Origin of the sequence: Zobellella sp. DQSA1 (assembly GCF_041950555.1) — a bacterium.
Taxonomy (GTDB): domain Bacteria; phylum Pseudomonadota; class Gammaproteobacteria; order Enterobacterales; family Aeromonadaceae; genus Oceanimonas.
The window spans coordinates 3325015-3351764 of sequence record NZ_CP169531.1 but is presented as its reverse complement, the minus strand read 5'-3'; the positions used below and the strand labels follow the sequence as shown (position 1 = coordinate 3351764).

Genomic DNA, 26750 nt, shown 5'->3' with positions numbered 1-26750 from the left:
CAGCGGTTAAGCTGGGTCCATGTTTCCGCCACCATTCCGTCCCATGCTGCTGACCGACAGCCACTGCCATTTCGACTTTGCCGCCTTCGACGACGACAGGCCCGGCCACTGGCAACGGGCGAGGGCGCTCGGCGTGCACCGGCTGGTGATCCCGGGAGTGGAAGAGGCGCAATGGCCGCGTCTGCCCCTATTGTGCCGGTCACTCCCCGGTCTCTATTACGCCCTGGGACTGCATCCCTGGTGTGTGGCGCGGGCTGCCGACGATTGGCAACAGCAGCTGGTGCAGGCCTTGGATCAGGCCGACAGCCGCTGTATCGCCCTGGGCGAGATGGGGTTGGACGGAGCCATCGAGCTGCCGATGGCGCGGCAGGAAGAGGTGCTGCTCGTTCAGCTCCGACTGGCCCGGGAGCGGGAGCTGCCGGTGATACTACACAGCCACAAGGCCCACGACCGCCTGCTGAAATGGTTGCGGCGCTATCCGCCCGGGGGGGGCGTGGTGCACGGCTTTTCCGGCTCATTGCAGCAGGCCGAGGCGTTCTGGCAACTGGGGATTCACCTCGGGGTGGGCGGCACCATCACCTACCCGAGGGCCAGCAAAACCCGCCGTGCCCTGGCCAGCATGCCGGTGGAAGCTCTGGTGCTGGAAACCGACGCGCCCGACATGCCGCTGTGTGGCTTCCAAGGCCAGCCCAACCATCCCGTCCGGTTGCCGCTGGTACTGGCCTCGCTGGCGGAACTGCGCCGGCAAGAGCAGGGCATCCTGGCGGTACAACTCGAACGGAACGTTTCCCGGCTGTTCGGCTGGTCCTGAGCTCGCCCTCAAGAAAAACGTTTTCGTTCTAAAAACCATAATTTTATTGCCTTTTTGCTCGATTATTGCACCCATTTTCCTATTCTGTTCTCAGCGAACTCGTATAATCCCGCCCAACTGACAATGACTGTCGGGCTTTTGTTTTTAGCTGCTACTGAAAGGATAGAACTATGACGTTGATCATGAGTCTGGTGGGGATGGTGACATTGATCCTTATCGCCATACTGTTTTCGAGCAATCGCAGCGCCATCAGGCTGCGCACCGTGGGTGGTGCCTTCGCCATTCAGGCCTGTCTGGGGGCCTTCGTGCTTTATGTGCCCGTGGGCAAGGACATTCTCCAGTCCATCTCCGCCGGCGTTTCCCAGGTCATTTCCTATGCCAACGACGGCATGGGCTTCCTGTTCGGCGGCCTGGTGGGTGACGCCGCCTTCAGCAGCGGGCTCGGCTTTATCTTCGCCCTGCGGGTGTTGCCGGTGATCATCTTCTTCTCCTCGCTGATCGCCGTGCTTTATTACCTGGGCATCATGCAGTGGGTGATCCGCATCCTGGGCGGTGCCCTGCAGAAGGTGCTGGGTACTTCCCGTACCGAGTCCATGTCCGCCACCGCCAATATCTTTGTGGGCCAGACCGAAGCCCCGCTGGTGGTACGTCCCTTTATTTCCAAGATGACCGACTCCGAGCTGTTCGCGGTCATGTGCGGCGGCCTGGCCTCGGTGGCCGGCTCGGTACTGGCCGGTTATGCCTCCATGGGCGTGCCCATGGAATACCTGATCGCCGCTTCCTTCATGGCGGCGCCCGGCGGCCTGCTGTTCGCCAAGCTGATCATGCCCGAGACCGAAACTCCCGATATGGACGAGTCCCAGGCCGACGCCGACATTCCGGAAGAAGAACGCCCCGCCAATATCATCGACGCCGCCGCCTCCGGTGCCACCTCCGGCATGATCCTGGCGATGAACGTGGGCGCCATGCTGCTCGCCTTCATCGGCCTGATCGCGCTGATCAACGGCATGCTGGGCGGCGTCGGCGGCTGGTTCGGCATGGACAACCTGAGCCTGGAACTGCTGCTCGGCTGGCTGTTCTCGCCCCTGGCCTTCCTGCTGGGCGTGCCCTGGGAAGAGGCCACCATCGCCGGCTCCTTTATCGGCCAGAAACTGGTGGTCAACGAATTCGTGGCCTACATCAACTTCGCCCCCTACCTTAGCAACGAACTGCTGGTGGAAGGCACCGGCCAGGTCATGTCCGACCATACCAAGGCGATCATCTCCTTCGCCCTGTGCGGCTTCGCCAACCTGTCCTCTGTTGCCATCCTGCTCGGCGGCCTGGGCGGCATGGCGCCGAACCGCCGCCACGACATCGCCCGCTTCGGCCTCAAGGCGGTGTTGGCCGGCACCCTGTCCAACCTGATGTCCGCCACCATCGCCGGTTTCTTCCTGGCGCTGGCGGCACTGTAAAAGGATTAGGCGAGCCCTTTCTCCGGTCTGTTGATGAGTCGCCTGGCAGCCAATGCCGGTTGGCCGACTTGCTCGGCAGGTATCAGCAACAGCCGGATATTCGGCCGCCACTATTTGCGGTTAAACGGATTTAAACTGTCTTCAAGGAACCAAGTCCGCTCGTTCACACCTAGTGAAGACTGGAGAAGCAAATGACAGACATACACACCGCAGCCCGCCAGGCCCTGGGCCTGATGGATCTGACCACCCTCAATGATGACGACACCGATGCCAAGGTGATCGCCCTGTGCCAACAGGCGGTTACCCCGGCCGGCAACACCGCCGCCATTTGCATTTATCCGCGCTTTATTCCCGTGGCCCGCAAGACCCTGCGTGAGCTGGGCGTGGAAGGAGCAGTGAAGATCGCCACCGTCACCAACTTCCCCCACGGCAACGGCGACATCGAGATTGCCGAGCGGGAAACCCGTGCCGCCGTGGCCTACGGCGCCGATGAAGTAGACGTGGTCTTTCCTTATCGCGCCCTGCTGGCCGGCAACGAACGGCTGGGCCTAGAACTGGTGCGCGCCTGCAAGGCCGCCTGCGGCGAGGTGCTGCTGAAGGTCATCATCGAAAGCGGCGAACTGAAGCAGCCGGCCTTGATCCGGCGCGCTTCCGAGCTTGCCATCGAGGCCGGTGCCGACTTTATCAAGACCTCCACCGGCAAGGTGCCGGTTAACGCCACCCTGGAATCCGCCGATATCATGCTCAAGGTGATCCGCGATTGTGGCAAGGACATCGGCTTCAAGCCCGCCGGCGGCGTACGCACCGCCGAAGAGGCGCAGCAATACCTGCAACTGGCCGCCAGCATCATGGGCTCCAACTGGATTAGCTCTGCCCACTTCCGCTTCGGAGCCTCCAGCCTGCTGGCCAACTTGCTGCATACTTTGGGTGAAAGCGACAAGGGTGCCGCCGAAGGAGGCTACTGATGCTGCCCCAGGAAATCATCCGCCACAAGCGCGACGGCCTGGCACTGAGCACCGAGGAAGTCGCCTTCTTCGTCAAGGGCATTGCCGACGGCAGTATCGGCGAGGCTCAGATAGGCGCCTTTGCCATGGCGGTGTACTTCAACGACATGAACGACGAGGAGCGTATCGGTCTGACCCTCGGCATCCGCGACTCGGGTGAGGTGCTGGACTGGTCCGGCATGGGCCTGAATGGTCCCGTGGTGGACAAGCACTCCACCGGTGGGGTGGGCGATCTGGTGTCGTTGGTACTGGGGCCCTGGGTGGCCGCCTGCGGCGCCCATGTGCCGATGATCTCCGGCCGTGGCCTGGGCCATACCGGCGGTACTCTGGACAAGCTCGAGTCCATTCCCGGCTACAATATCGTGCCCTCCAACGCCGACTTCCGCCGGTTGGTGAGAGACGTCGGGGTGGCCATCATCGGCCAGACCGGCAGCCTGGCCACCGCCGACAAGCGGCTGTACGGGGTGCGGGACGTGACCGCCACCGTCGAGTCCATTCCGTTGATCGTCGCCTCCATCCTCGGCAAGAAGCTGGCCTGCGGCCTGGACGCCCTGGTGATGGACGTGAAGATGGGCTCGGGCGCCTTTATGCCCACGGCGTCGGCGTCGCGGGAGCTGGCGGAAGCCATCGTTACCGTGGCGAATGGCGCCGGCACCCCGACTTCGGCCCTGCTTACCGACATGAGCCAGGTGCTGGCCAGCTGTGCCGGCAACGCGGTGGAAGTAGCCGAGGCCATCGCCATGCTCAAGGGCGACATCCGCCAGGGCCGCCTCTATGAGGTGACCGAGGCGCTGGCGGTGGAAATGCTGCTGGCGGGTCGCCTGGCGGATGACGAAAGCGACGCCAGGGGCAAGCTCTACGGCGCGCTCAACTCCGGCCAGGCCGCCGAACGCTTCGAGCGGATGGTGGCCGGGCTCGGTGGCCCGGTCGATATCCTCACCAGCTTCGAGCGCCGGTTGCCCAGGGCGCCGATCATCAAGCCGGTGCTGGCCGACGCCGCGGGCTATGTGGTGGACATGGACACCCGTGACATCGGCATGGTGGTGGTCGGGCTGGGCGGCGGGCGGCGCCGATCGGACGATGTGATCGACCACAGCGTCGGCCTGACTGCCATCGCCGGCATCGGCGACAAGATAGAGGTCGGCACGCCGCTCGCGACCATCCATGCCCGCAGCGAGGACGACTTCGCCCGGGCGGCGGAGCAGCTGCGCCGGGCCATGATTCTGGGCGAACAACAGGAAGAGGCGCCCCATATGATTTATGACGTGATCCGTCAGAGGGAGGCAGAATGAAACGCGCAATAGTATTGGTACTGGATTCCTTCGGCATCGGCGCCGCGCCCGATGCCGCCCAATTCGGCGACGAAGGGGCCGATACCCTGGGCCATATCGCCGCCGTCTGTGCCCGGGGCGAGGCGGACAACGGCCGTCAGGGGCCGCTCCGGCTGCCCAACCTGGGCCGGCTCGGCCTGTTCCACGCCCATGCCGAGAGCACCGGCCGGGTGGCCGAGGGGGTGACCCTGCCCACCGACGTCATCGGCAGCTACGGCTATGCCCGGGAGCTGTCTTCCGGCAAGGACACCCCATCCGGGCACTGGGAAATCGCCGGAGTGCCGGTGCTGTTCGACTGGGGTTACTTCAGCGATACCGAGCACAGCTTCCCCCAATCCCTGCTCGACGAGCTGGTCGACAAGGCGGGCCTACCGGGTATTCTCGGCAATTGCCACGCCTCCGGCACCACCATCCTCGAACAGCTGGGCGAAGAGCATGTGCGCACCGGCAAGCCCATCTGCTACACCTCGGCGGACTCGGTGTTCCAGATTGCCTGCCACGAAGACAGTTTCGGCCTGGAGCGGCTCTATGAACTGTGCGAGCTCGCCCGCGAGCTGCTGATGCCCTACAACATCGGCCGGGTCATCGCCCGACCGTTCAAGGGCGGGAGCGCCGCCGACTTCGAACGCACCGGCAACCGCCGCGACTACAGCATAGCGCCGCCGGCGCCGACGGTGCTGCAGAAGCTGGTGGAGGAGAACAACGGCGAAGTGGTGTCCATCGGCAAGATTGCCGACATCTACGCCCACTGCGGCATCACCCGTAAGGTCAAGGCCAACGGTCTGGACGCCCTGTTCGATGCCACCCTGGAGGAAGTGAAGCGGGCCGGCGACGATACCCTGGTGATGACCAACTTCGTCGACTTCGACTCCAGCTACGGCCACCGCCGCAACGTGACCGGCTACGCCGCCGCCCTCGAGGCCTTCGATTGCCGCCTGCCCGAGCTGCTGGCCATCATGCAGCCGGACGATCTGCTGATCATGACCGCCGATCACGGCTGCGACCCGACTTGGACCGGCACCGACCACACCCGTGAGCATATCCCGGTGATCTGCCTGGGCGGTGGCCTCGCGGCCGGCTCCCTGGGCGGGCGCGAGACGTTTGCCGATATCGGCCAGTCCCTGGCGGCCTATTTCGGCCTGAGCCCGATGGATTACGGCAAGTCGTTTTTATAAGAAGCTGTTTACGATATTTGCGAGGCTGTCTGTTGCGGCCAGCGAGAGGACACAGGGCCACCTCCACCGACACGCTGCGAGCACGTCGCTGTGGCGCTCGGCACATGCCATCCCTGGCATGTGACGGTCGGCGGAGGTAATCCCTGTGACCTCTTTCAAGCCTCGCAGTGGTCTGCTAGGAAGGCAGCAGGCGGCACAGGAGTTTTGAAAAGGGCAAAGGGTGCTGCTTTGCCGACCCTTCGCGCCAGGGATGGCGCGGCGGAGCCCCCAGGGATGGGTTTACGGCGTGTCGGCGGAGCAGTGCGCTTTGGCCGAGTGCACCGCATCTCACTCGGGTTCGAAACCCGGGGCCCGCCCGCGTGAGCGGGACGGAAGAAATGATTTCAGTTTTGATGTAACCGACAAGATTAACGAGGAATATTATGGCTACTCCACATATCAACGCCGAACGCGGCGATTTCGCCGATACCGTACTGATGCCCGGCGACCCGCTGCGCGCCCAGTACATCGCCGACACCTTCCTGTCCGACGTCAAGCTGGTGAACAAGGTACGCAACATGCTCGGCTTCACCGGCAGCTACAAGGGCCGGCGGATTTCCGTGATGGGCCACGGTATGGGCATCCCCTCGGTGTCCATCTACGCCAAGGAACTGATCACCGAGTTTGACGTAAACACCCTGATCCGCATCGGCTCCTGCGGCGCCGTGCGCGACGACGTCAACTTGCGCGACGTGGTGATCGGCCTGGGCGCCAGCACCGACTCCAAGGTCAACCGTATCCGTTTCAAGGATCATGACTTTGCCGCCATCGCCGACTTCGAGCTGGTGGCCAATGCGGTGGCGGCGGCCAAGGCCAAAGGCGTGCCGGTCAAGGTGGGTAACATCTTCTCGGCGGATCTGTTCTATTCGCCCCAGGCGGATTTGTTCCAGCTGATGAAGGACTACGGCATCCTGGGGGTAGAGATGGAAGCGGCGGGTCTGTACGGCGTGGCCGCCGAGTTCGGTGCCCGGGCCCTGACCATCTGCACCGTGTCCGATCATATACTGCGTCACGAAGCCCTGAGCGCCGACGAGCGTCAGACCAGTTTCAACGACATGATGGAAGTGGCGCTGGAGTCGGTACTGCTGGGCGACTTAGCCTGACATCCAGAGCCTGTCGATGATCTGCGGGCCATCGCTCGCGACGATCATCATCAGGCTCTTTCGGGGGGCGGGCCTTCCGCCTCCTGCCGTTTGAACCGGCCGCGCCAGCGGGCGAGTCCCAGCCCCAGCAAGATCCCCAACAGCAAAGACATGGGCAGCAGCCAGCCCAGATGACGCTGCAACTGGTGCCAGATACCGCTTTGCAGGCTGGTCAGCAGCGAAGGATCCAGAGCCAGGTGCAGAAAGCCCACCGGCCGCTCTTCGTGATGCAGTGACCGGATATAGGCCAGGGGGGCCCCGCCGGCGGCGTTGCCCGCCTCCGCCAGCAACCGGCCGCCACCGTCATAGAGCTGAACCGATACCACCAGGCCGGCGCTGACCAGTTCGTCCGCCAGCTGTTGCTGGCTGTCGCCGTCTTCCGTCAGCAGGGCTCGCACCGCCTGGAGCTGGGCGTAGTCGGCCAGCGGCTCGGCCAGGGAGCGCTGGGGCAGTTGCCGCCAACGCTGGCCGAGTTCGGTTACTTGTGCCAGTTGCCAGCCGGTGCTCGATACCAGCAGTGCGACCAGCAGCAGAGGCAGGGATTTGGACATGAAAGGGCTCTTTTTCAGCATAACGGCCAATATTGTCCCTTGCCTGGCGAAAAAGCAATACGCTACCCTGAGCGCCGGTTATTTGTGAATGTGTGAATAAAGGAATCCCAAGTGGCACTGTTAATGGATGTATTACCCGAGAAGGTTCGTGACTGGGCAGATGCGCTGGCCTCCGGTGCCCATGTCTGGCAGCAGGGGCGCCTGGCCCCGGGACAGCTGGCCACTGCCGGCGGGCACTTGGTCCTGCTGGCGGAACAACTGGAAAAAGCGGCCCTGCACCATAGCCTGCTTATATTGGATGACGAAGGGATCGACGTGGAAGTGTCCGCGGTGAAAGTGGTGGCCGGGCGGGATCTGCTGAGCCTGCGTCTGTCGGCCTGGTCACCGGTATTAAAGGCCCGGCTGCAGGCGGTGGCCCAGGGCTGGGATCTGGCCTGTGTGCCGGCGTTGCCCAGCGCCGCGCTACCGGGCTTGGTGCTGATGGACATGGATTCCACCGCCATCCAGATCGAATGTATCGATGAAATCGCAGCCCTGGCCGGTGTGGGTGACGAAGTTTCTGCCATCACCCGGGCGGCGATGGAAGGCGCCTTGCCGTTTTCCGAAAGCCTGCGCCGTCGGGTGAAGGCGCTGGCCGGAGCCGATGCCGCCATTATCGACCAGGTGATCGGCCGTATGCCGCTGATGCCCGGCCTGACCGAACTGGTTGCCGGCCTCAAGCAGATGGGCTGGAAGGTGGCCATCGCCTCCGGCGGCTTTACTCCCTTCGCCTGCCACCTGCAAGAAACCCTGGCGCTGGATGCGGTGTTTGCCAATACCCTGGAGATCCGCGACGGCAAGCTTACCGGCGAAGTGCTGGGTGCCATCGTGGACGCCGAAGCCAAGGCCAACATCCTGGTCGATCTGGCCCATGAGCATGGCATACCCATCGGTCAGACCGTGGCCATCGGCGACGGTGCCAACGATCTGCTGATGCTGGCCCAGGCCGGGTTGGGGGTGGCCCTGCATGCCAAACCCTTGGTTCAGGAGCAGGCGCCGGTCTGTATTAACCGGTTGAGCCTGGAAGGGGTGCTGGGGTTACTGCAGGCCCATTGAGGGTCTGCCGCCACCTGACCATGTCGGTGATATCGAATACCTGGCAGAGCGCTGCCAGCTCCGCCAGCTGCTGTTCGAGCTGCTGGGTCTTGTGCAGGGCGGTCTGGGTCAGGCTGTCCCACTCGGGCACGAAGTAGTCAATCTGGCGCAGCTGCAGCCGGTTGAGGACCAGCAGGCTGACCCGAAGTTCCCCGGCATGGTGCGGATTGAGCAGAAAGGCGCGTCTGACGGCGTCCGGATCGATCAGTTGCCATTGTTTGTTGCTGCCGTCGACGGCGGTGGCGGTCCAGACTTCCATGGTCAGGTGGCTTTTGCCGTCCGGACGCAGCAGGGTGGTAATGAGCGACTGCAGCAATTGCCGTGATGCCAGCCGGCTGAAGTGGGCCTGCTGGTACTCGTTGGACATAAATGACATCAGTGCCTGTTGGGCAAGGCAGGCGATGGCCCCCTGCACATAAAAACCGCTGTCGTTTCGTCCCAGCATAAAAGTGGGTGACGGCGGTTGCTGCAAGGCCTGGCGATTGAGCCAGGTCAGCCAGGCCGGCCGGTGATGGGTATCCGGACGGGCGCGCAGCTTGTCCTGATTCTGTTCGAGCAGCGCCGAGACGAACTGGTAGCCCGCGTGAGCCTCGTGTGACCCTTCGATATGCAGGTGCAGTATCTTGCCGTCACCACTCTGGTTCACTACCCGGTAGGACAGGTTTTTCAGTTTCCAGCGGCGGCTGCGTTTACCCAGCTCGGTCAGGCTGATACTGACCAGGCAGGGCAGATCGAGCCGCTCGGCATGGTGCAAGGATATCTTCAGGCCGCTGTTCGACAGGTCCTCGGTCTGGCCCTGTATCGTCCGCCCGCCGATGTTGAGTTCGATTTCGCTCTGGTACTTGAAGCGGGTTTCCTGCCGTTTGGAGGCCTGCAGCCCCAGGGGCGTGATGTTCACCGTCCGGGCTCTGACGTTGCGGATAAAAGGCGCCAGTTGTTGCATTTTGCTCTCGGCCGACACCGGGGTGAGCAGGGGAGGCATGGGGGTCAGCCAGATATGCCATTTCAGCCGTTGCAGCCGGCCTAGTCCCTGCTGATCGAGGGCTTCTATCGCCTGATCGGTAAAGGTGAGCGGGCGAACGGTCAGATAGTAGCTTTGCAGGGTGCCGCTTCTCAGCCCTTCGTTCACGAATACCGAATAGGCCTGCCGCTGTTCCAGCTCATGTTGATCGGCCACGAAATAGAAGGCCTGGCTTTGACCCTGATGGTGGAAACTGTACAGCAGCAGCGGTTGTTGCGGCTGACGGCCCATCTGCAGCACCCGCTCCGGGGATAACAGGGTCGAGAGCAGGTCACCGGCTGTATCCTGCCGCCATTGCGCCAGGGTCTTGTGGCCATGGCGATTGGCGAGCACTTCTTGCAGTTCCCCCTCTTTATCAAAAAACAGCGACAGGCTGAGGCTGGTTTCGAGCAGGGCATTGCCCCAGCATTGGGCCAGGGCGGTGTTGTACAGATCCTCTGCGTCCAGGCCGTAGCGAGGGCGGTTCTGATCGATAAACTGCAGCAAGGCCTGTTGCCAGTCGGCATCCTCTTCCGTCCGCTGCATCTTGAGGCGGGAGGGATCATCCTGGCTCTGGGTCAGTCGATAGCGTTTGGGGTTGGCCAGGCAACGCAGTCCGGGCTGGTGCGCCAACTCGGGCAGGGACACCAGCACCTGCTCCGGCAGGGGGCGGGGCCCGGCCAGCTGTGCCATCAAGCCGCCCGCCGAAATATCCAGGCTGTTGGCCCTGATCTGCTCCTCCGGCAGGTGCAGCAATACCGGTGTGACGAAGCGCAGCCGGCTTTCCTTGCGGCGGATGCCCATGGACGGCAGGTGCCAGGGGAGGGAATTGAACTGGGAAGGCAGTTTGCGCAGGGCCGCCAGTTCGGCGATCAGCGTTTCGTAAAGACCCCGGGTATATTCGCCGTTATAACTGGCCAACAGTTTGTGAAAGCGCGTATCCAGTGACGCCGGCAACATATGATCCAGCCCCTGGTGGCGAACCAGTCGGCACTGGTCCGGAAACAGGCTGCGCAGATCCAGAACCCGCAGGCAGGGGCTGGTGAGCCGGCGTACTTCCGCCTGCAGCTGGAAACGGGTGGCACTGTCGGCCTCGGGCAGCAGATTCTCCAGCAACCCTTCCAGATCATGGTGATAGCTGAGAGGAACCAGTTTATTGAGCAGGGATTTATAGGGGCTAAGATCCATCTTGGCTTTGGGTTGAGTAGGCGAAAAACTTGGTCCAGTATAACAGCTCGTTAATGAATGAGTGAGCAAGCATGGCCAAGTCCAAAACTGCCTTTGTCTGTGGCGAGTGTGGCGCCGAGTTCCCCCGCTGGCAGGGCCAGTGTTCCGAGTGCAAGGAATGGAACACCATCAGCGAGATCCGACTGGCGCCCGCCAGTTCTGCCGGTCGTAACAGTCGTTTTGCCGGTTATGCCGGGGTGCAGGACAACAAGGTGCAAACCCTGGATGAAATTGCACTGACCGAGATTCCCCGTATCGGCAGCGGCTTCAAGGAGCTGGACCGGGTGCTGGGCGGTGGTCTGGTGCCCGGTTCGGCCATCCTGATCGGGGGTAACCCGGGGGCGGGCAAGAGCACCCTGTTGCTGCAGGTGATGTGTGGTCTGGCCAGCAGGATGAAGACCCTCTATGTCACCGGCGAGGAGTCGTTGCAGCAGGTGGCGATGCGGGCCCAGCGGCTGGGGTTGCCCAAGGATCAGCTGCGCATGCTGTCGGAAACCAGTGTCGAACAGATCTGTCATGTCGCCCGGGAAGAGCGGCCGGCGGTGATGGTGATCGACTCCATCCAGGTGATGCACGTGGCCGAGGTGCAGTCGGCGCCGGGCTCGGTATCCCAGGTTCGGGAAGCGGCGGCCCAACTGACCCGCTTCGCCAAGCAGCAGGGGGTGGTGATCCTGATGGTGGGCCATGTCACCAAGGACGGCACCCTGGCCGGGCCCAAGGTGCTGGAGCACTGCATCGATTGTTCGGTGCTGCTGGACGGCGCCGCCGACAGCCGCTTCCGCACCCTGCGCAGCCACAAGAACCGCTTCGGGGCGGTGAACGAGTTGGGGGTGTTCGCCATGACCGAGACCGGCATGAAGGAAGTGAGCAACCCCTCCGCCATCTTCCTCAGCCGGGGCGAGGAGCAGACTACCGGCTCGGTGGTGATGGTGATCTGGGAGGGGACCCGGCCGTTGCTGGTGGAGCTGCAGGCGCTGGTGGATTACTCCCAACTGGCCAATCCGCGACGGGTCACGGTGGGCCTGGAACACAACCGGCTGGCGCTGCTGCTGGCGGTGCTGCACCGTCACGGCGGCATGCAGATGGCGGATCAGGATGTGTTCGTCAACGTGGTCGGCGGGGTGCGGGTCGAAGATACCAGTGCCGACCTGGCGTTGCTGCTGGCGCTGGTGTCAAGCTTTCGCGACCGGGCCCTGCCCCAGGAACTGGTGGTGTTCGGCGAAGTCGGACTGTCGGGTGAAATCCGCCCGGTGCCTTCTGGCCAGGAGCGACTGATGGAAGCGGCCAAGCACGGCTTTACTCGTGCCATTGTGCCCTGGTCAAACAGGCCCAAGCAGGCACCTGCCGGCATGGAAGTGATCGCGGTGAAAAAACTGGACGAGGCGCTGGCGGCGCTTTAATCCTCGTCCACCAACTGGGCGAACTGGCGCTGCAACAGCTCGTCGTTGCCCAGGTTCAGCTCCACCAGCCGGCGCAGATGGGCGGCGCTGTCGATATCCATACGCCGGCATTCCAGCCCGATACAGACGCCGTGGTGGTGGCGCTGGCTGGTATGCATGATGATGCGTTGGCCATGGCCATCCAGGTCGAGTACCAGATCGAACTCGTCACCGTTCTGCCCGGCCCAGCCTTCGTCCACGACGGCCAGGGCGCCGTGCAGGGACAGATCTCGCACCAGAGTATGGTGATTATGGCCGGCACCATCGACAAGCCAGGCTTTGGCCTGGAGCCCGATTCGGGAAAACAGTCTGCGCTCGGCCATGGTCGGCTCCTTTCAGGCGGGTTGTCCGGTGTCCAGATGATCGACCAGGGCGATGGCGGAAACCAGCCGGTCTTCGAGCTCGAAGCGCTCTTCGAGAACCTCTCCGAGGTGGCTGAGTTCCTGATCCAGCTCCAGCAGGTTATCTTCGTCGGCCTGGGTGTATTTGTCGTGGAAGTTCAGCGCCTCATCGGTGTTTTGCTTGATGCGCGGATAAATCCGTTCGGCCAGCAGCCGGGCATTGCCTTGGGCCGCCTCATAGGCGGTCACCACATAATCATAGATTTCAAAATGGCCGGCGGAGACATAATCGACCAGCTGTCCGCAAAACTCTTCCAGCTCAGCCTGAGTCGGCAGCGTCTTGTTGGTGGAAAGACGGATATATTCGACCAGCAGATTCTGGCGGGCATTGATAAAGGCGTCGAGGGCATGGTGCTTGCCGGCCAGCTGCGCCTTGGTCTGTTCCATTTTCCTGAGCATGATTCCCTCCGTGAGCAACCTGAATAGAGGTGGCAATAAATTATAAGTAAAGAAAAGATCAGCGGTGGTCAAGAGTTGAGGGGGCAAGTTGGGCGCTGGCTCCCCATTCTCCAGGGTTGTCGTTACGGCCGGCCGGCGGCATGCAGTTTTTTCCGATTTCTCCGTCTGATGTTACAATGCGGCCAATTTGCCACCTGATCCGGAACGACGGGATGAATACACTCAAGAATGATCGCTATTTACGTGCCCTTTTACGCCAGCCGGTAGACTATACCCCGGTATGGATGATGCGCCAGGCCGGTCGCTACCTGCCGGAATACAAGGCTACCCGGGCCCAGGCCGGCGACTTCATGTCGCTGTGCAAGAATGCCGAGCTGGCCTGCGAGGTGACCCTGCAGCCGCTGCGCCGTTTCCCGCTGGATGCGGCCATCCTGTTCTCCGACATTCTGACCATCCCCGACGCCATGGGCCTGGGGCTCTACTTCGAGGCGGGCGAAGGTCCCAAGTTCGAGCGTCCGGTGGCCTCCATGGCCGATGTACGGAAAATCGGTATTCCGGATCCGGAAGGGGAACTGGGCTACGTGATGAATGCGGTGCGCACCATCCGCCGCGAACTGAAGGGGGAAGTGCCGCTGATCGGTTTTTCCGGCAGCCCCTGGACCCTGGCTACCTACATGGTGGAGGGGGGCAGCTCCAAGGCTTTCACCAAAATCAAGAAGATGATGTATGCCGAGCCCCAGACACTGCACCTGTTGCTGGACAAGCTGGCCGACAGCGTGACCTCCTACCTGAATGCCCAGGTGGCCGCGGGTGCCCAGTCGCTGATGATCTTCGATACCTGGGGCGGAGTGCTGACGCCGCGTGACTATAACGATTTTTCGTTGCAATACATGGCCAAAATCGTCGATGGCCTGACCCGTGAGCACGAAGGCCGTCGGGTGCCGGTGACCCTGTTCACCAAGAATGGCGGCCAGTGGCTGGAGGCGATTGCGGCTACCGGTTGTGATGCGGTCGGCCTGGACTGGACCATCAATATCGCCGACGCCAAGCGCCGGGTCGGCGACAAGGTGGCGTTGCAGGGCAATATGGATCCTTCCATGCTCTACGCCCCCCTTCCCCGCATCGAGCAGGAAGTGGCGACCATACTGGAAGGCTTTGGCCAGGGCCCGGGCCATGTGTTCAACCTGGGCCACGGCATTCATCTGGACGTGGATCCGGAGCACGCCGGCGCCTTTATCGAGGCGGTGCACCGCCTGTCGCGGCCCTACCATCAGGGCTGAGTTTCACCACCATTAGCTGAAACAAAAAAGCGCCCTCGGGCGCTTTTTTTGATGGCGGTGGCCGTGGCTTAGCCGGCGAACTCCCGCTTGTACTGTTCTACTCTGGCCAGGAAAGTGCGGCGCTCGGCACCGCTCAGGCCTTCGGCCATGGGCAGCTTGACCTGCATGGGGTCCACCGGCCTGTTGTTGACGTGGAATTCGTAATGCAGGTGCGGGCCGGTGGAACGACCGGTGTTACCGGACAGGGCGACGCGCTGGCCGCGCTTGACGGTGTCACCTTCCTTGACCAGGAAACGGCTGAGGTGCAGGAAGCGGGTCGTGTACTGGCGACCGTGGCGGATCACCAGGTAGTTACCGGCCAGCGGATGGCGGGTGGCCTTGACCACGACACCGTCACCGGGGGCGAGTACCGGGGTACCGATGGGCACGGCAAAGTCGGTGCCATGATGGGGTTGTACCCGGCCGGTGACCGGATGCTTGCGGGTCAGGTTGAAGTTGGAGCTGATACGGGTGTTACGCTCGAGAGGGATGCGCACAAAGCCCCGTTCCAGGCTCTCGCCCTTGGCGTCGTAGAACTTGCCGTCCTCATGGCGGAAGGCATGATAGGTACGGCCCTTGTTGGTGATCTGCACCGCCTGCAATTCGGATTTCCCGGTGCTTTGGCCATCGACGAATTCCCGCTGTACCACCACCTTGAAGCTGTCCCCCTGGCGCAGATCCCGGGCGAAGTTGAGTTGCCACTGGAACAGGTTGGCCACCCGCTGGATCTGGCTGGGTGACAGCCCCGCATCCCGGGCACTGAGGTAGAAGCTGCCGTTGATCACTCCACCCAGGGCCCGGCTTTCCCAGTTGCTTTCTTCGGTCTGGAGGCGGCTCTGGTAGTTCTCGCCGGAGCGGACGAAGAGGCGGCTGTGCAGCAGATCCTGCTGTATCTTGAATTCCTGTAGCAGGTTGTCTTCATCGATCAGCAAAGAAAGAGTCTGGCCGGGCTTGAGCCCGTCCAGCGCTCTTTCTTTGTCGGCATCGAGCAGTTTGTACATGGTGGCCAGGGGCAGGCCCAGGCCATTGAAGATGGTGCTCAGGGTGTCGCCGCGCTGCACCACATATTCCTGCCACTCGGGCTCTCCGGAAGCGATGACCTCGAGGGCATCGACCGGTTCCAGCGGGCCGATTTCGTCGTTGGGCAGGGTATAGAATTCGGTGTTGTTGACCTGTTCCCGGGCTTCCTTGGGCAAGTTCAGGCTGGCGGGGATGCTGATCTTGATCGGCTGTTCAACCCGTTCGTTGGGTGAAGGCATCATCACCGCCGTGGTCAGGGTCAGGCCGCTCAGCAGTATAATACCGTACAGGTGCCGTTTGGGCAGTTGCGCCGGTATTTCCTGCAGTTTTGTTTGTATCGGGCGGAGAGGATTCATCCGGATTACCTGTGCCTGTTGGTTGCTCAACTGTGCATACAAAAACCGCTTTATCTATCCAGGCATGGATCCAGAGATAATAAAGCGGTTAACGTTTAATTACTAAATGGCCCGCACAGGCGGGCCACCCAAGTTAGTGCATCGTATGATACGAAAGTTCCGCATTATACCGAATTTTATTTCAGATTTTTATCACTCATTGAGTAAACATGCGGCCATGGACTCTGCCATCTGCTGCATAAAGGCGAAATAACCCCGGGGACCGGCTTCAATGTTGGTCGCTAATGGGTCCAGCGTACCGATCCGCGCCGAGGTATTGCGAACCACGGCTTCGACCACCGCCGGCCGGAACTGGGGTTCGGCAAAGACGCACAGGGCCTGTTCATCGCGCAGGGCCTGATGGATACGGCTAACGGTTTGTGCGCCGGGAGCCCGTTCGGGGTTGACGGTAAAATGGCCGCGGGACGGCAATTGGTAGTGATCTTCCCAGTAGCCGTAGGCGTCGTGGAATACAAAATAGCCCTTGCCTCGTGCCGGGGCCAGGCGTTCGGCCACGGCGCCGTCGGTTTTCGCCAATTCTGTCCGGAAAGTGGTCAGGTTGCGTTGATACAGATCAGCATTGGCCGGATCCAGCTGTTCCATGCGCTCGGCCAGCAGGATGGCGATGCGCTCGCCGTGGTGAGGATCCAGCCAGATATGAGGATCTTTGTCGCCATGATCGTGATCATGTTCATCATCCTGGTTTCCGATGCTGATTTTACCGGTATGATGCTCGTCCTGATGGTGGTGCTCGGCATGATGATCATGGCCGCCATGATGCGGGTGATGGTTGTGGCCGCCCTGATCATGCTCGTCGTGATGCCCGTGTTTTTCCGGTTCAATCAGCGCCAGCAGCGCCAGGCTGTTTTCCTTGTCGCCCAGCAGCGGAGTCAGGAAGCCTTCCAGCTCGGGACCGACCCAGACCACCAGATCGGCCTGATTGATACGACGTACGTCGGAAGGACGCAGGGCATAATCGTGGGGTGAGGTACCGGGAGCCAGCAGCAGATCGGGTTCACTCAGGCCGTCGGTAATGGCACTGGCGATCAACTGCAGGGGTTTGATGGTGGTTAATACTTCCAGGGCGCGGGCCTGGCTGCTCAGCAGCAGGGGCAACGCCAGCAACAGTAAGGCTCTCATGGCTCGGGTCCCTATACCTCGGTTATGGTGTTTAGTGAACCGGCAATGTTATAATATTACAAATAAAGATGTAAAGGCGCGAAGCGGATGACCAAGCTGGTAGAATTGACGGACGTCGGATTGGAAGCCGACGGCAATGTGATCCTCGAACGGATTTCATTGACCCTGCACAGCGGCGAAATTCTGACCATTGTCGGCCCCAATGGTGCCGGCAAGAGTTCGCTGATCAAGCTGGTGCTGCAACTGCGGACCGCCAGTGCCGGGCGGCTGTGGCGCAAACCTGGCCTGCGTATCGGTTATGTACCGCAAAAGTTGCACCTGGATCCGGTGTTGCCGCTGACGGTGGCCCGTTTTATGAGCCTGTCCCACGGACGCCGGCTGACGGTGGCCCAGGCGCTGGCCCGGGTGGGGGCGGAACGCCTGGCCGAACGGGCCATGCAGGCGTTGTCCGGCGGCGAAATGCAGCGAATTCTGCTGGCCCGTGCCCTGATGATGGAACCGGAGCTGCTGATCCTGGACGAGCCAGCCCAGGGCGTGGACGTGCACGGCCAGACCGAACTCTATGCCTTGATCAAGCAGCTCAGCGACGAACTGCACTGCGGGGTGCTGATGGTGTCCCACGATTTACACCTGGTCATGGCCAGTACCCACAGGGTGATCTGCCTGAACCAGCATATCTGCTGTCACGGCGAGCCGGAGCATGTGGCGCGCCACCCCGAATTTGCCCGCCTGTTCGGCCGGCCCGAACTGACCCAACTGGCGGTGTATACCCACCACCATGATTGTGACGATGAGCATCATGGGGACGTACGCCATGTGGGATAGTTTTCTGCTTTACGCCCTCCTGGCCGGTCTGGGTATCTCCGTGCTGGCCGGCCCCCTGGGCAGTTTCGTGGTATGGCGGCGCATGGCCTACTTCGGCGATACCCTGGCTCACTCCTCCCTGCTGGGGGTCGCGCTGGGTCTCTTGCTGCATATCGACCTGACCCTGGCGGTGCTGGTGGCCTGCCTGTGCCTCGGCATCATTCTGGCGGCATTACAGCGAGCCAGCTGGCTCGCCACCGATACCCTGCTCGGCATACTGGCCCATACCGCCCTGTCCCTCGGCCTGGTATCCCTGGCGTTTATGGACAATGTGCGGGTCGATCTCATGGCCTACCTGTTCGGCGATCTGCTGGCGATCCAGCCGGTGGATCTGTACTGGATCTACGGCGGCGGCCTGGTGTTGTTGCTGGTCTTGCGCCGGTACTGGAGCCAGCTGTTGTCCATTACCGTCAACGAGGAACTGGCGCGGGTGGAAGGGGTCCGAGTCGAGCCGCTCAAGTTGTTGTTGCTGATGATGATCAGCGTGCTGATCGCGGTGGCGATGAAGTTCGTTGGCGCCTTGATTATCACCTCGTTGCTGATCATCCCCGCCGCCACCGCCCGTCGCTTCAGCCGCACCCCGGAGCAGATGGCATTCTACGCCATGGGTCTCGGCATGCTGTCGGTGCTGGGGGGCTTGCAGCTGTCCGTCAGCCACGACACCCCCGCCGGCCCCTCGGTGGTGGTGGTGGCCGCCAGCCTCTTCCTGCTCTCCCAATTTTTACCGAAGCGGGGCTAGCTCTGCCCCAGCACCTGGTGCACCCGTGCCCGCAGGGCCGGCAGCTCTTCCTGCTCGAACCAGGGGTTGTCGCGCAGCCAGCGGCGGTTGCGGGGGGAAGGGTGGGGCAGTGGCAGCCGGCTCGGGGCGAATTCCCGCCAGTGGCGCACCGTATCGGTGAGGGTGCGGTAGCGGTTGCCGAGGTAATAGCGCTGGGCGTACTGGCCAATCAGCAGGGTGAGTTCGATACGGGGCAGGGCGGCCAGTATCCGCTGGTGCCAGGTGGGGGCGCATTCGGGCCGGGGCGGCAGGTCACCGCTCTTGCCCCTGCCCGGGTAGCAGAAGCCCATGGGCATGATGGCGAATTGCGCCGGATCGTAGAACTGCTCCCGGCTTACCTCCAGCCATTTACGCAGGGTGTCGCCGGAAGGATCGTTCCAGGGAATGCCGGTTTCGTGCACCCTGATCCCCGGCGCCTGGCCGATGATGAGTATTCTGGCCCCGGTGGCCAGCTGCACCACGGGGCGTGGGCCCAGGGGCAGGAAGGCGTCACACAGCCGGCAGGCCCGTACTTCTCGCAGCAGTTTGTCCATGCTCAATAACCCAGATCGAAGTTGACCAGCCCCTCCATCGGCTTGCCCTCGATATATTTCAGGTAGTTACGGCTGAAGCGGGTCACTATCTGATCCGGGAAGCTGTAACCGGCGTTATGGGGGGTGATCACCACGTTGGGCATGTCCCACAACGGGCTGTCCGTCGGCAGCGGCTCGGTGGCGAACACGTCCAGCACGGCGGCGCCGATACGGCCGTTGCGCAACGCCTGCACCAGGGCGGTTTCATCCACCGCGTCGCCCCGGCCCACGTTGAAGAAGATGCCCCCCGGCTTGATATGAGAGAGCCGCTCGGCATTGAACAGACCGCGGGTTTCGGGAGTGGAAGGCAGCACGCTGACCACCACGTCGGCCCTGGGCAATACCTTGTTCAGGGCCTGGACCTGATAAGTGCGATCGAAGCCGGCTGCCTCCCGGCCGGCACGGCTGATGCCGAGCACTTCCATGCCGAAATGGCGGGCGGTGGCGGCGATATGCTGGCCGATACTGCCGGTGCCGAGGATCAGCATGGTCTTGCCGTGGATGCTCTGGTAGGGAATGGGCTGCCAGTCGTGGTGGCGCTGCTGCTCCCGGTAGTGGCGCAGGTGACGCCTGATGGACAACAGGTGGCCGAAGACGTATTCGCTGATCAAGGGACCGAAGATGCCGCGCACATTGGTCAGCATATAATCCTGACGGCTGCCGGGGCCGAGCAGCAGGTCGACCCCGGCGTAGGTGGACTGGGCCCATTTCAGCGCCCGTGCGTCCCTGAGCCTGGCCTTGATGCGGGCGGGCTCGCCCAGCAGAATATCCGCGCGGGTCAGGGTGGCCTGGATCTCCGTTTCTTCCCGCGGGGCCAGTATGGTCAGTCCGGGCAGGTAGGCCTGCTTTAACAGGGCATGGTATTCGGCGTTATCCTGACTGAGCAGTAACAGGGTATGATTGGCCATACCTTCTCTCCTCAATGTGCTTTTTGTGCCAGCTTTTTATGAGACAATGGCACAAGCAAAAACTTATACCAGTGTTTCCCGCATAAAGTGTGAGCCTTGGCCGCAAACGGTCAGATTGGCAACAATGCGGCGAGCCCAACCACAAGGAACTGACCGTGTTCGGTGAAAAATTTTATAAGAAACTCAACAAACTGATGCCCTGGCAGCAAACGGTGTTTGCCCTGGCCCTGGCCGAACGGATGTATCCCAACTACCGCCTGTTCGGCGATACCTCCGGCTTCGGAAGCGGCGAGCGTTTTCGTCATACTCTGGATGTGCTCTGGACTTACCTGACGGTCAAGGGATCACGGGTGGACTTGTCCGCCGAGCTGGAAGCCTTCGAACCATTTATTCCTGATCCGGCTCGTTTCGAATCCTATGGTGCCTACCCGGCCCTGGATGCCTGCGTGGCCCTGGGGGCGGCCTACAACTCGGTGATCTGCCGTATCGGCGAAGAAGCGATGGAAGCCAGCAACGCCTCTCTGGGGGCGGTGGCCGGTTTTGCCGAATTGCTGGCAGAGCGGGATCTCAGTGACGAAGAGCTGTATGAGCACGAGCTGATGGAAGCGGAAATGGAGTTTCAGGTGGAACTGCTAGAACAGGTGGCACAACCACGGGAGGCCGAGGCCATCCTGGCCATCCGGGACTTCGCCGCCCAGGATGGGGTGTCCAACCTGGGTATCGGCCTGCAGGACTAGTATTTTTCTTCCTGGATAAGACTGCCGACCTGCAGCAGGGGCGCCACGTCCAGGTCGTTGGCGTTCATCATCGAGGAGATGCGCTGTACCGACGACAGCAGCAGGTTCTGCTCCCAGGCTTCCAGTGCCTGAAACTGCTGGATAAAGCTTTCCTGCAGGGGACGGGGCGCGGTCTTGAGCTTGGTTTTACCCTCGTCGGTAAGCACCGCATGCACTTTGCGTTTGTCGGTCTGGCTGCGTTCCCGGCGCACCAGCTGTTTCTGCTCCAGTCGATCGATGATGGTGGTGGCGGTGGCCTGGCTCATGTTGGTGGCCTGGGCCAGCTTGCGCATGGTGATGTCGCCGTGCTCGTTGATCGCCTGCATCAGCAGCAGCTGTGGGCCGGTCAGGCCGGAAACCTTGCTGAGCTGCCGGGAGTGGAGGTCGATGGCGCGGATGATCTGGCGTAGTGCCACCAGCACTTCTTCATGTTTTTCCAAGGTCTTCCTGCCGATGGGGCTTGCTGGATTTGCGCGCACCATAGCGTAAAACGGCAGCAGGGGAAAGCCCCGTTGAACCCAAAGGGAACTTTCGCGGGCGGTGACTGGGACTGGCCGGCAATTGTATGTACAATTGCAACCATCGCAGGAGGCCATGTGACCCAATCAACCCCCCTTTACCAGCAGATCAAGCAGCATATTCTCGAACGCATCCAGTCCGGGGAATATCCGCTGCACCAGCAGATCCCGCCCGAGCAGGAGCTGGCCGGGCAGTTCGGCGTCAGCCGGATGACGGCCCACAAGGCCATTCGCGATCTGGTGCAGGAAGGTTATCTGATGCGTCGGGCCGGGCTGGGCACTTTCGTTACCGAGCCCAAGGCCGAGTCACCCCTGGCGGATATCAACAATATTGCCGACGAGGTACGCCTGCGGGGTCATGCATACGGCAATCGGGTGTTGCAGCTGGAGAGTATCCGTGCAAACGAGGAAATTGCCCTGCAGATGGGCATGCGGCTCAACGCCCGGGTGTTCCATTCGGTGATAGTGCACCTGGAAAACCAGGTGCCTATCCAGGTGGAGGAGCGCTTCGTCAACCCGGTGCTGGCTCCCGGTTACCTGGAGTGCGATTTCGGCCGCATGACCCCCAATGCCTACTTGGTGCAGCACTGCCCGCTGTCGGATCTGGAGCATATCGTCGAGGCGCGCCTGGCGCCGGCACAGGTGTGTGACTGGCTGCAAATAGGGCCCGAAGAGCCCTGCCTGCTGGTGACCCGGCGCACCTGGTCATTGCATCAGCTGGTGAGTTTTGCCCGGTTGTGGCATCCGGGCAACAAATACAAGCTGCGTTCCACCCTCAAGCTGGACTGAGCGCCAGCCCGGCATTCCGCTTGATGGCAACGTTGTCTGTACTACTTGTGTGAGTCGGCCAAAGGGCCAACTCCGCCGACTCGCGTGAATACTTCCCATCTACGCTCGCATATGCCGGATAACGACGGTGCTAGGCGCTTCACTCCCCCTAGCATATGACGGTCGGCGGAACCGCCGCACCCTGGTACGGGCGTTGCTTTTTTAAGCGAGTCTGAGGGTTTGCCGGCAGTATGGAGTGCCATGCTGGTATTAGGGTTGCGGGCCAGGGCCGGAGGGCCGGAATTACAATACTTCCCGCTTCCCGCCTGGGTTAGCGCCACTGGGTCAGTTGCAGATCCAGGCTGTTCTTGCCGTCGGTCAACTGGATGTCCGATTCCTGCAGGGTGGCGAAGAGGTCGATGCTGCGGGTGCAGAGGTCGGCCAGCCGGGCCGGCTGAGGATCGGCCAGGTGGTAAATTTCGAGCCGCGGCAGCTGTCCCAGCTCTATCTGATGCTTGTTCCACCACTCCAGGGCGCTGCGCCCGCCATAGCTGTACACCACCACCCGCTCGGCCTTGGACAGTGCCTGCTTGATGCGCTTGACGCTGGGCTCACCCAGCTCCACCCACAGCAGGATACGGCCGTCCGGTGCTTTCTGCCACAGCTCGGGCTCGTCATCGGTACTCAACCCTTTGGTAAAACCCAGGTCTTCATCGGCGTGGCGCATAAAAGCCAGCAAGCGTACCATCAGCCGGGTTTCGGTTTCCGAGGGGTGTCGGGCCACGGTCAGGCTGTGCTCCTGGTAGTAGTGGCGGTGCAGATCGCTGATATTCAGGCGGACTTTGTGCAGGGTGGCGGTCAGGGCCATGGTGCTGTCTCAAATGGAAAAGCGTCATCTTAACGGCAAGCCGGGGCGGTATCCAGCCCGACGCGCTCCGGGCGTCGTCGGGCCGGCACCGGATCAGGGGGCGATCAGCATGGCGACCGGGATGGCCAGCAGCAGGCTGAGGAAGGCGCGGATAAACCACACCAGCACCAGGGTGCCCACCTTGAGCGGGATGCGGGTCGCCAGTATGCAGGGAATCGAGGCCGAGAAGAACAGCACCGAAGACACGCACACCACACCGGCGGCGAAGCGGGCCACGAAGTCGGCCTCGGCCATCAGCAGCGCCGGCAGGAACATCTCCGCCAGCCCCGAAGCGGTGGCCTTGGCAAGCAGCATGCCGTCATCCAGCCCCCACAGCCAGGTCACCGGGTAGAACAGGTAGCCGAGCCAGTCGAACAGCGGAGTGTATTTGGCCACCAGCAGGCCGATCAGTCCCACCGACATGATGGACGGCAGTATGCTGATGGTCATCACCAGGCCGTCCTTGAAATTGTCGATCACGTTGCGGCCGAGTGACGGTGCCTGCTCGGCTACCTCCATCCCGTTCTGCCAGGCGGTGGCCAGGCGGTTGCCGGGCTCGCCTTCCGGCTCGCGGTGTGCGGCGCTGTTGTCCATGCGGGAGAGGGGCGGCAGCCGCACCGTGATGGCGGTGACCACGAAGGTGATCAGCAGGGTCAGCCAGAAGTACTGGTTCCAGATCTCCATCAGCCCCAGGGTCTTGGCGACGATGATCATGAAGGTGGCGGAGACGGTGGAGAAGCCGGTGGCGATGATGGCCGCTTCCCGCGCCGAATAGTGGCCCGCGCTGTACACCCGGTTGGTGATCAGCAGGCCGATGGAATAGCTGCCTACGAAGGAGGCCACCGCATCGATGGCCGAGCGGCCCGGGGTACGCCAGATCGGCTGCATCAGCTTCTGCACCAGGATGCCGATGGCCTCGAGCAGGCCGTAGCCCACCAGGAAAGCCAGGAATACCGAGCCGATGGGCACGATCAGCCCCACCGAGATCACCAGCTTATTGAACAGGAAGGGCAGCATGTCCGGCGCCTGCAGCGCCGCCGGGCCCAGCCCGGTGAGTGCCATCAGGCCCGCCGCCACCCCCAGCCATTTCAGCACCAGGAACACCCGGTCGGTCGGGCTCTGCTTCCAGCGGCCGGTGGCCAGCGGATAAATGGCCCCTGCCACTATCATCCCCATGGCATACCAGCCGGCGCCGGTTTCGCCCAGCGCGGCGCGCAGCCAGCCCACCATGTGATCCAGCGGTATGCTGGTCTTACCCTGCAGACTGATGGGGATAAAGAAAATAAAGATGCCGATGGCGCTCAGGCCCAGCAGCCGACCGATGGCCTTGCCCTGGGGCCGGGATTGCTCCGTAACTTGGTGCATGAGGTGACCTCCGTGTGAATGACGTTTAATGTATATACAAAAATACGCCTAATGTTAATCGATTGTCTATTTTTTATGTGATAACGATCGATAAATCCGGGTTTTTTATCGATTGATACTTGCCAAAGGGCGGGTGAAGGTTTAAATGTATATACAAATAGCGATTCAAGGAACCAGTCATGCCACAGTCATCTCACCGCCTCTGGGTCAATGCCACCCTGTTCGACGGCCTCGATGCCGCCGCCGAGCCCATGGCGGTGGCGGTTAAGGATGGCCGCATCGCCTGGCTGAAACCCATGAGCGCACTGAGCGAGGCCGACCACGCCGGGTTCGAGCTGGTCGATGCCGAAGGCCGGCTGCTGACTCCGGGGCTGGTGGACTGCCATACCCACCTGGTGTACGGCGGCAACCGGGCCGGGGAGTTCGAGGCCCGGCTCGAAGGCAAGAGCTATGAAGAGATCGCCCGCGCCGGCGGCGGCATCCTCAGCACGGTGCGGGCCACCCGCGCCGCCTCGGAGGAGGAGCTGTTCGCCGCCGCCCGGCCGCGCCTCGAGGCGCTGATGGTGGACGGGGTGACCACGGTCGAGATCAAGTCCGGCTACGGCCTGGATGTGGAAAACGAGCTCAAGATGCTGCGAGTGGCGCGTCACCTGGGGCGCGTGCTCAGGGTGCGGGTGGTCACCACCCTGCTGGGCGCCCACGCCCTGCCGCCGGAATATAAAGACGATGCCGACGGCTATATCGAGCTGGTGTGCAGCCGGATGATCCCGGCCGCCGCCGCCGAAAGGCTGGCCGACGCGGTGGACGTATTCTGCGAGAAGATTGCTTTCTCGGTCGCCCAGTGCGAGCGGGTCTATGCCGCCGCCAAGGCCCATGGCCTCGCCATCAAAGGCCATACCGAGCAGCTGTCCAACCTGGGCGGCAGCGCCGCCGCCGCCCGCGCCGGGGCGCTGTCGGTGGATCATGTGGAATACCTGGACGAGGCGGGGGTAAAGGCCCTGGCCGAGGCCGGCACCGTCGCCACCCTGCTGCCCGGTGCCTTTTATATGCTGCGTGAAACAACAGTGCCGCCCATCGAACTGCTGCGCCGCCACGGGGTGCCCATGGCCCTGGCCACCGACGCCAACCCCGGCACCTCGCCCATCTTCAGCCTGAAACTGATGCTGAACATGGCCTGCACCCTGTTCCGCCTGACCCCGGTGGAAGCCCTGCGCGGGGTCACCGCACAGGGCGCTCGGGCCTTGGGGTTGCAGCGCGAGTGTGGCCGCATTGCCCCGGGTCTGGCGGCGGATCTGTGCCTGTGGGATACCGACAATTACGCCGAGCTGGCCTACAGCGTGGGCCTGCCCCGGCTCGTTCAACGCATCGTAGCGGGAGAGCCTGCATGAAGACTGACATGACCCCCTGGAGCGGCCGGGTCGATCCCGAGCCCGACACCCATCGCTGGCACCAGCAGGTGCAGCCGCTGGAACAGGCCCGGGCCCCGGGCGCCGTGCTGATCGGCTTTGGCTGTGACGAAGGGGTGCGCCGCAACCAGGGCCGCGTCGGTGCCGCCAAGGGCCCGGCGGCCATGCGCAAGATGCTGGGCAGCCTGGCCTGGCACCAGGGCACGGCCGTGTTCGACGCCGGCGACGTGGTCTGCCAAGGCGAGGATCTGGAAGGAGCTCACCAGGCCCTGTCCACCCGGGTGAGCGAGGCGCTGGACCTGGGGCATTTCCCCATCGTCATGGGCGGTGGCCACGAGGTGGCCTTCGGCTCCTGGCTGGGACTGGCCGGGCATCTGGCGCCACGTGAGCAGAGCCCGCGCATCGGCATCATCAATTTCGACGCCCACTTCGATCTGCGCGATCCCAGCTTCGTGGTGTCGTCCGGCACCCCCTTTGCCCAGATTGCACAACAGTCCGAACAGCGCGGCTGGCCCTTCCAGTATGCCTGCCTGGGGGTAAGCCGGGCCGCCAATACCCAAAACCTGTTCCGGCGCGCCGAGGCGCTCGGGGTGCTGGTGTGGGAAGACAGGGCCATGACGGCGGCGACTCTGCCCCGGCTGCAGCAGGAGGTGGCGGACTTTATCGGTCGCTGCGACCACCTCTACCTGACCATCGACATCGATGTGTTCCCTGCCGCCCAGGCACCCGGCGTAAGTGCGCCGGCGGCCCGGGGGGTGGGGCTGGATTTGATTGAACCCGTAATTGAACAGATCAAGGCCAGTGGCAAGCTCCGGCTCGCCGATTTGGCCGAGCTCAACCCCGAGTATGACGTGGATGGCCACACGGCCAGGCTGGCGGCTCGGTTGATTCATACTTTGACACTGTAAAG

General features: G+C 62.5%; 26 protein-coding genes. 15 read left to right on the top strand and 11 right to left on the bottom strand.

The genetic code is table 11. The features are described from left to right. The first annotated feature begins 19 nt into the window (after window positions 1-19). The 6 genes from ACEVBK_RS16050 to deoD all read left to right on the top strand — a co-directional run bounded on the left by ACEVBK_RS16050 (window position 20) and on the right by deoD (window position 6914). A complete protein-coding gene (locus tag ACEVBK_RS16050) occupies window positions 20-811 on the top strand; it encodes a TatD family hydrolase (protein ID WP_375055904.1) in 792 nt (263 codons plus the stop codon). Between the two features lie 170 nt (window positions 812-981). Continuing rightward, the gene (locus tag ACEVBK_RS16045) at window positions 982-2262 is read left to right on the top strand and encodes a NupC/NupG family nucleoside CNT transporter (RefSeq protein ID WP_375055903.1); all 1281 of its coding nucleotides are present in this window, start codon (window positions 982-984) and stop codon (window positions 2260-2262) included. Window positions 2263-2453: 191 nt separating this feature from the next. Further along, on the top strand, window positions 2454-3227 hold the full coding sequence (gene deoC, locus ACEVBK_RS16040; protein WP_375055902.1) for a deoxyribose-phosphate aldolase: 774 nt from the start codon (window positions 2454-2456) through the stop codon (window positions 3225-3227). Continuing rightward, window positions 3227-4558 carry a thymidine phosphorylase gene (gene deoA / locus ACEVBK_RS16035; RefSeq protein WP_375055901.1) on the top strand — a complete coding sequence of 444 codons (1332 nt, stop codon included), beginning with the start codon at window positions 3227-3229 and terminating at the stop codon, window positions 4556-4558. The genes deoC and deoA overlap by 1 nt, the downstream gene beginning before the upstream one ends. Further along, a complete protein-coding gene (locus tag ACEVBK_RS16030; protein WP_375055900.1) occupies window positions 4555-5772 on the top strand; it encodes a phosphopentomutase in 1218 nt (405 codons plus the stop codon). The genes deoA and ACEVBK_RS16030 overlap by 4 nt, the downstream gene beginning before the upstream one ends. Before the next feature lie 422 nt (window positions 5773-6194). Continuing rightward, window positions 6195-6914 (top strand): purine-nucleoside phosphorylase, encoded by a 720-nt coding sequence (gene deoD / locus ACEVBK_RS16025; RefSeq protein ID WP_375055899.1) that lies wholly within the window; start codon window positions 6195-6197, stop codon window positions 6912-6914. 50 nt (window positions 6915-6964) lie between these two features. Here deoD and ACEVBK_RS16020 read toward each other — a convergent pair whose 3' ends face one another. Further along, window positions 6965-7504: a hypothetical protein gene (locus tag ACEVBK_RS16020; protein ID WP_375055898.1), complete on the bottom strand. Its 540-nt coding sequence runs from the start codon at window positions 7502-7504 to the stop codon at window positions 6965-6967. Window positions 7505-7621: 117 nt separating this feature from the next. Here ACEVBK_RS16020 and serB point away from each other — a divergent pair, with 117 nt between their 5' ends. Continuing rightward, entirely contained in the window at window positions 7622-8599 is a 978-nt protein-coding gene (gene serB, locus ACEVBK_RS16015) for a phosphoserine phosphatase SerB (RefSeq protein WP_375058590.1), read from the top strand. On the opposite strand, the gene ACEVBK_RS16010 is transcribed toward serB, so the two are convergent. Beyond that, on the bottom strand, window positions 8550-10826 hold the full coding sequence (locus ACEVBK_RS16010) for a PilZ domain-containing protein (protein ID WP_375055897.1): 2277 nt from the start codon (window positions 10824-10826) through the stop codon (window positions 8550-8552). The genes serB and ACEVBK_RS16010 overlap by 50 nt on opposite strands. Before the next feature lie 71 nt (window positions 10827-10897). Between ACEVBK_RS16010 and radA the strand changes: the two genes are divergently transcribed. Further along, complete coding sequence (gene radA, locus ACEVBK_RS16005; RefSeq protein WP_375055896.1) at window positions 10898-12265, top strand: DNA repair protein RadA; 1368 nt, start codon at window positions 10898-10900, stop codon at window positions 12263-12265. Here the strand turns inward: radA and ACEVBK_RS16000 are convergent. Together ACEVBK_RS16000 and rsd are read right to left on the bottom strand one after the other, a co-directional pair. Continuing rightward, window positions 12262-12627, bottom strand: a complete 366-nt coding sequence (locus ACEVBK_RS16000; RefSeq protein WP_375055895.1) for a PilZ domain-containing protein — start codon at window positions 12625-12627, stop codon at window positions 12262-12264. The two genes, radA and ACEVBK_RS16000, sit on opposite strands and share 4 nt — an antisense overlap. 12 nt (window positions 12628-12639) lie before the next feature. Further along, complete coding sequence (gene rsd / locus ACEVBK_RS15995) at window positions 12640-13104, bottom strand: sigma D regulator (RefSeq protein ID WP_375055894.1); 465 nt, start codon at window positions 13102-13104, stop codon at window positions 12640-12642. A gap of 212 nt (window positions 13105-13316) precedes the next feature. Between rsd and hemE the strand changes: the two genes are divergently transcribed. Further along, window positions 13317-14384, top strand: coding sequence for a uroporphyrinogen decarboxylase (hemE, locus tag ACEVBK_RS15990; RefSeq protein WP_375055893.1), 1068 nt, complete (start codon window positions 13317-13319; stop codon window positions 14382-14384). Between the two features lie 68 nt (window positions 14385-14452). Here the strand turns inward: hemE and mepM are convergent, their stop codons facing one another. Next, window positions 14453-15799, bottom strand: coding sequence for a murein DD-endopeptidase MepM (gene mepM, locus ACEVBK_RS15985; RefSeq protein ID WP_375055892.1), 1347 nt, complete (start codon window positions 15797-15799; stop codon window positions 14453-14455). 192 nt (window positions 15800-15991) lie between these two features. Then, entirely contained in the window at window positions 15992-16978 is a 987-nt protein-coding gene (gene znuA, locus ACEVBK_RS15980; protein ID WP_375055891.1) for a zinc ABC transporter substrate-binding protein ZnuA, read from the bottom strand. An 87-nt stretch (window positions 16979-17065) separates the two neighbouring features. Here znuA and znuC point away from each other — a divergent pair, with 87 nt between their 5' ends. Continuing rightward, window positions 17066-17803, top strand: coding sequence for a zinc ABC transporter ATP-binding protein ZnuC (znuC, locus tag ACEVBK_RS15975; protein ID WP_375055890.1), 738 nt, complete (start codon window positions 17066-17068; stop codon window positions 17801-17803). Beyond that, window positions 17793-18581 carry a zinc ABC transporter permease subunit ZnuB gene (gene znuB, locus ACEVBK_RS15970; RefSeq protein ID WP_375055889.1) on the top strand — a complete coding sequence of 263 codons (789 nt, stop codon included), beginning with the start codon at window positions 17793-17795 and terminating at the stop codon, window positions 18579-18581. Before znuC ends, znuB begins: the two co-directional genes overlap by 11 nt. On the opposite strand, the gene ACEVBK_RS15965 is transcribed toward znuB, so the two are convergent. Further along, entirely contained in the window at window positions 18578-19153 is a 576-nt protein-coding gene (locus ACEVBK_RS15965; protein ID WP_375055888.1) for a uracil-DNA glycosylase family protein, read from the bottom strand. The genes znuB and ACEVBK_RS15965 overlap by 4 nt on opposite strands. 2 nt (window positions 19154-19155) lie before the next feature. Then, window positions 19156-20100 (bottom strand): D-2-hydroxyacid dehydrogenase, encoded by a 945-nt coding sequence (locus ACEVBK_RS15960; protein ID WP_375055887.1) that lies wholly within the window; start codon window positions 20098-20100, stop codon window positions 19156-19158. Window positions 20101-20255: 155 nt separating this feature from the next. Here ACEVBK_RS15960 and ACEVBK_RS15955 point away from each other — a divergent pair, with 155 nt between their 5' ends. Then, on the top strand, window positions 20256-20837 hold the full coding sequence (locus ACEVBK_RS15955) for a YjaG family protein (protein WP_375055886.1): 582 nt from the start codon (window positions 20256-20258) through the stop codon (window positions 20835-20837). On the opposite strand, the gene ACEVBK_RS15950 is transcribed toward ACEVBK_RS15955, so the two are convergent. Further along, on the bottom strand, window positions 20834-21316 hold the full coding sequence (locus tag ACEVBK_RS15950) for a MarR family winged helix-turn-helix transcriptional regulator (protein ID WP_375055885.1): 483 nt from the start codon (window positions 21314-21316) through the stop codon (window positions 20834-20836). The genes ACEVBK_RS15955 and ACEVBK_RS15950 overlap by 4 nt on opposite strands. Before the next feature lie 156 nt (window positions 21317-21472). Between ACEVBK_RS15950 and hutC the strand changes: the two genes are divergently transcribed. Next, complete coding sequence (gene hutC / locus ACEVBK_RS15945; protein WP_375055884.1) at window positions 21473-22183, top strand: histidine utilization repressor; 711 nt, start codon at window positions 21473-21475, stop codon at window positions 22181-22183. Between the two features lie 310 nt (window positions 22184-22493). Here the strand turns inward: hutC and ACEVBK_RS15940 are convergent, their stop codons facing one another. Continuing rightward, window positions 22494-23030: a YaeQ family protein gene (locus tag ACEVBK_RS15940; RefSeq protein ID WP_375055883.1), complete on the bottom strand. Its 537-nt coding sequence runs from the start codon at window positions 23028-23030 to the stop codon at window positions 22494-22496. Between the two features lie 93 nt (window positions 23031-23123). After that, on the bottom strand, window positions 23124-24434 hold the full coding sequence (locus ACEVBK_RS15935) for a YjiH family protein (protein WP_375055882.1): 1311 nt from the start codon (window positions 24432-24434) through the stop codon (window positions 23124-23126). 179 nt (window positions 24435-24613) lie between these two features. Between ACEVBK_RS15935 and hutI the strand changes: the two genes are divergently transcribed. Both hutI and hutG read left to right on the top strand, forming a co-directional pair. Beyond that, a complete protein-coding gene (gene hutI / locus ACEVBK_RS15930) occupies window positions 24614-25822 on the top strand; it encodes an imidazolonepropionase (RefSeq protein WP_375055881.1) in 1209 nt (402 codons plus the stop codon). Continuing rightward, on the top strand, window positions 25819-26748 hold the full coding sequence (hutG, locus tag ACEVBK_RS15925; RefSeq protein ID WP_375055880.1) for a formimidoylglutamase: 930 nt from the start codon (window positions 25819-25821) through the stop codon (window positions 26746-26748). Before hutI ends, hutG begins: the two co-directional genes overlap by 4 nt. The last annotated feature ends 2 nt before the right edge of the window (window positions 26749-26750 follow it).